We start from the raw sequence: 3574 nt of genomic DNA, 5'->3' as shown, positions 1-3574 counted from the left end.
ATCCCGATCGGTCGTGGAGATCAGCGCGTCGGCCTCTTGGGCTCCGGCCTCCTCGAGGGTCTCCATCGATGTGCCGTCGGAGTGCAACACCATGCAGTCGAACTGCTGCGCGATCTCGTTCGCACGCGCGGAGTCGTGCTCGATCACGACGACCTCGTGGCCCTCGGACGTCGCGATGTTGATCAGCGGGGTCCCGATCTGGCCCGCTCCGACCACGATGATGTACATGGCGGCGTCTCACGTCGTCCGGTCCACGACGATCACATGACGTGTCGTCGCTGCAGTATGCACCCGGGTACCGCGTCAGTGGTATGGACTGGAGTCGGTCGACCACCTCCGGACGCCGAGAGATGCCTTCCGATCAGCGCAGGAAGGACCGGGCAGCGGTCTCGACGCCGGCGTCGATCGCGGTGGTCCCGCCGAGTAGGACGATCCGCTGCGGCGACAGGCGCTGGAGCTGCTCGGCGACCGCGTGCGGGATGGTGCGGCTCTCCACGATGGCGAGGGTCGCGCCGGCGGAGAAGGCCGCGGGGACGCCGGCCAGAGCGTCGGGGTAGCGCTCGCCGGTGGCCAGGAACACCGTGTCGACCTGGCTCGGGAAGGACGACTCCAGCACGGCCGCGGCCGTCGCGAAGCGGTCCTGTCCCCATCGTCGCGACACCGGGGCGTACGCGGTGAGCTGTGCGTGTACTGCCTCCGACACGGCAGCGGTGCCGCCCAGGATCACGATGCGCGCTGGCCGTAGCGCCTGGAGTGCCTCGGCGGTGGATGCGGGCACCGTGTGCGGTTCGGTCAGCAGGATCGGGCCGCCCTCGATCGCGGCCGGCACACCGCCGGTGAGTGCGTCGGCGAACGCCCGTCCGGTCGCGACGTACGCCACGTCCACCCCCGAGGCGAAGGATCGTCGGGCGATCTGAGCCGCGGTGGCGTACCGGTCGGTGCCCCCGAGGCGGTCGACGGGAGAACCGGTGACGTCCACCGCTCGGGCCCGGACGGTCTCGGAAACGACGGCCGTCCCACCCAGGATGGTGACGGCTGCGGGGCGCAGACGCGCGAGCTCATCGGCGGTGGCCTGTGGGAGGCTGTCGCGGCCGGTCAGCAAGATGGGGCCACCTGCGCGTGCGGCCGCTGGACCACCGGCCAGCGCGTCGGCGAACCCCTCGCCGGTGGCCAGGTAGGCGACCGGCACGCCCGGCGAGAAGGTCGCTGCGGAGATGATGGCTGCGGTCTCCGTCCGGTCCTTGCCCCACAACCGCACGATGTCTGTCCCGGGGGTCGACCCGTCACCGGTCGTCGGACCGCCGATGGTGGACCCGCCGTCGGTTGTGGACCCGTCTGTGGCCCACGGCGCACGCTCGGCGAGACCGAACGCGTAGTCCTTCCACCACTCCCCGGCTCGAGGACCACCCTTGCAGCTTCCGTCGGACTCGCCGGGTCGCTTGATCCAGAGGAAGGCGTCCACGTGGCTGTTGCCGGTCGCTGCGGTCGGCGGCATGCCGAGTGCACGCCCCGGCGGGTTGCACCACGGTTCGTTGGGGTCCGTGGACGGGCCCAGACCGTTGCGTGAGGTGTCCACGACGAAGGTCTTCCCACCGATCACGTCGCTGATCGTGGTGCCGTACGCGATCTCGTCCGTGGAGACGTGGAAGTTGGACACGTTCAGCGAGAAGCCACGCGCCCGGGCCACTCCTGCCTGCACCAGACGCTGGGCCATGGTGGAGGCGGGCTTCCACCGGGAGTGGCCGGCGTCGAGGTAGACCGAGACGTTGCCCTGCGCGTTGAGCCGGTCGACCGCCCAGCTCAGCAGGTCGAGACGGGTGTGGGCGTCGGCGGAGTTCAGGCAGTCGAGCATCGCGAGTGCGTCCGGCTCGAGGACGACTGCGGCCTTGGCGGTACCGAGTCCGGAGGCGAACCGATCCAGCCACTGCCGGTAGTCGTCGGGGCTGTTCGTACCACCCGACGAGTAGCCGCCACAGTCACGCTGGGGGATGGCGTACACCACGAACACGGGGAGTGCCCCCGCGGACCTGATCGTGGTGACGCGGTCGGCGACCGCTCCGGCGACGGCGTCCCTCGAGAACCAGTCACCGAACCAGTCTGCCTGCCCATGGTGGGCGATGCGGTTCCAGATCGCCGCCGTCGCGGGGTCGGAGGCGGCTTCTCTTGCGGCGTTCGACGACGGGTCGACGAAGAAGCTCTCACCGGCGAACGGGTTGCTGTGGGTGGTGGCTCCTGCCCGCGCCGACGGCGCGGCGACGGCGCAGACGAGTAGGACGGCCAGCAGCGATCTGCGCATGCAGTACCCCGTTCGCGGTCGGTGTGGCCAACGTCACTGCGCCTCGCGGTCGGACATCTCGGCCTGACAGGTCTTCGTCAGGTCGATGCCGGGTCCTTGAGCGTGATCGGGCGAACGAGACGCTAGATGGCCCGCTCAGGCTGGGCGGGCCGGCCGCTCAACGGGTGGTCGCGGGCGGTGGGACTAGTGTCATCAGCGTGGATCACCTCGACCGTCTGAGGTTCCTCCGTGCGGTGGCCTGCAGGGACGTTCCCTGCGGCGGGGTGGCGTCCGAGCGTTTCACGCCATCCCGCGACCGTCGCGGCGGCGCGGGGGTCGGCGGCCCTGACCGTGACGCGGACACCGTGGGGGTGTGGTGCCGTCGGCCACGGTGCGTGGGTGACCGTCCGTGCGGGGACGTCCAGGAGCCGCGACCAGCGCTGGGTGGCGACGTCGCGTGCGACCGCCGGCCCAGCGTGCACCGAGACCCGGAGACGGTCCGATGGCACATCCAGCGACCCGCGCAGGACCCGGATCACGCACGAGGCAACGACGGGATCCGAGGTGGTGACGGTCATCGCGTAGGGCGAGAGCTGGGCGACCGCTGCGACGATGGCGGCGGCCGCCGCACGGCCCGCGGTCGCCTCCGCGAGATCGGCTGCCAACGTCTCGGCCGCTGACCGCCGGACCGCGGCGTGCTCCTCGCCGTGGATCGGCAGGACCGCGACGTCAGAGGTCCCGGGACCGGGGCGTGCTCCCCGAGGGGCGCGACGACGGGCGGGGACGTTGACCGCACTGCACCAGGCGGCTGCGACGTCTTCGCTGACGTCCAGGGCGGCCGCGACGTCACTGACCGCGAGCCCGGAGCGCCGCAGGGCGCGCGCTCTGGCCGGTCGCGGATCGAACGGATCGGTCGGCGCCTGTTCGGCGGGGACCACCGACAGATCCGGGAGGGACGTCGGCGCGACCGCACGTCGGGCGCGCACGGTCAGGGCGTAGGGGATCGGCTCGTCCCAGGACAACGGCAGCGGCGGTTGCTCGCAGCCGGTGCCCTGTGGCGGCGCGGACTCCGCCGCTGTTCGAGGCGATGCTGTGCTGGTTCCGTTCATCGTGGGTTGACCCTACGGGCCGGGTGTGACACCGAACGTCCGTCGTCGCTCGAGCGCCGGGGATGCGCGCCAGGCCCGCCCGAGAGGTTGTCCACATCCAGGTGCGTTCCGGGCGGCGTTGGGTGTCGCAGGCCCTCGTACCATGTGCTCGAACGTCAGTTCGAGCTCAGGGAGGGCCGGGGTGTCCGCG

3 protein-coding genes are annotated in these 3574 nt (G+C 71.3%); all 3 read right to left on the bottom strand.

What is annotated here, in order from left to right:
• The coding region (locus M3N57_06520) for an NAD-binding protein (GenBank protein MDP9022344.1) at nt 1-228 on the bottom strand (228 nt) is incomplete at its 3' end.
• Nucleotides 229-361: 133 nt separating this feature from the next.
• Nucleotides 362-2296: a glycoside hydrolase family 6 protein gene (locus M3N57_06515; GenBank protein MDP9022343.1), complete on the bottom strand. Its 1935-nt coding sequence runs from the start codon at nt 2294-2296 to the stop codon at nt 362-364.
• Nucleotides 2297-2418: 122 nt separating this feature from the next.
• A complete protein-coding gene (locus M3N57_06510; protein MDP9022342.1) occupies nt 2419-3384 on the bottom strand; it encodes a hypothetical protein in 966 nt (321 codons plus the stop codon).
• Between the last annotated feature and the right edge of the window lie 190 nt (nt 3385-3574).

This window comes from Actinomycetota bacterium (assembly GCA_030776725.1).
Lineage (GTDB): Bacteria > Actinomycetota > Nitriliruptoria > Nitriliruptorales > JAHWKO01 > JAHWKW01.
The sequence above is the reverse complement of the archived record's forward strand: the minus strand, read 5'-3'. Positions and strand labels throughout refer to the sequence as shown.

Excerpts from the sequence above, each read along its gene's own strand:
- M3N57_06515 (MDP9022343.1), bottom strand. The coding sequence starts at position 2,296 with ATGCGCAGATCGCTGCTGGCCGTCCTACTCGTCTGCGCCGTCGCCGCG.
- M3N57_06510 (MDP9022342.1), bottom strand. The coding sequence starts at position 3,384 with ATGAACGGAACCAGCACAGCATCGCCTCGAACAGCGGCGGAGTCCGCG.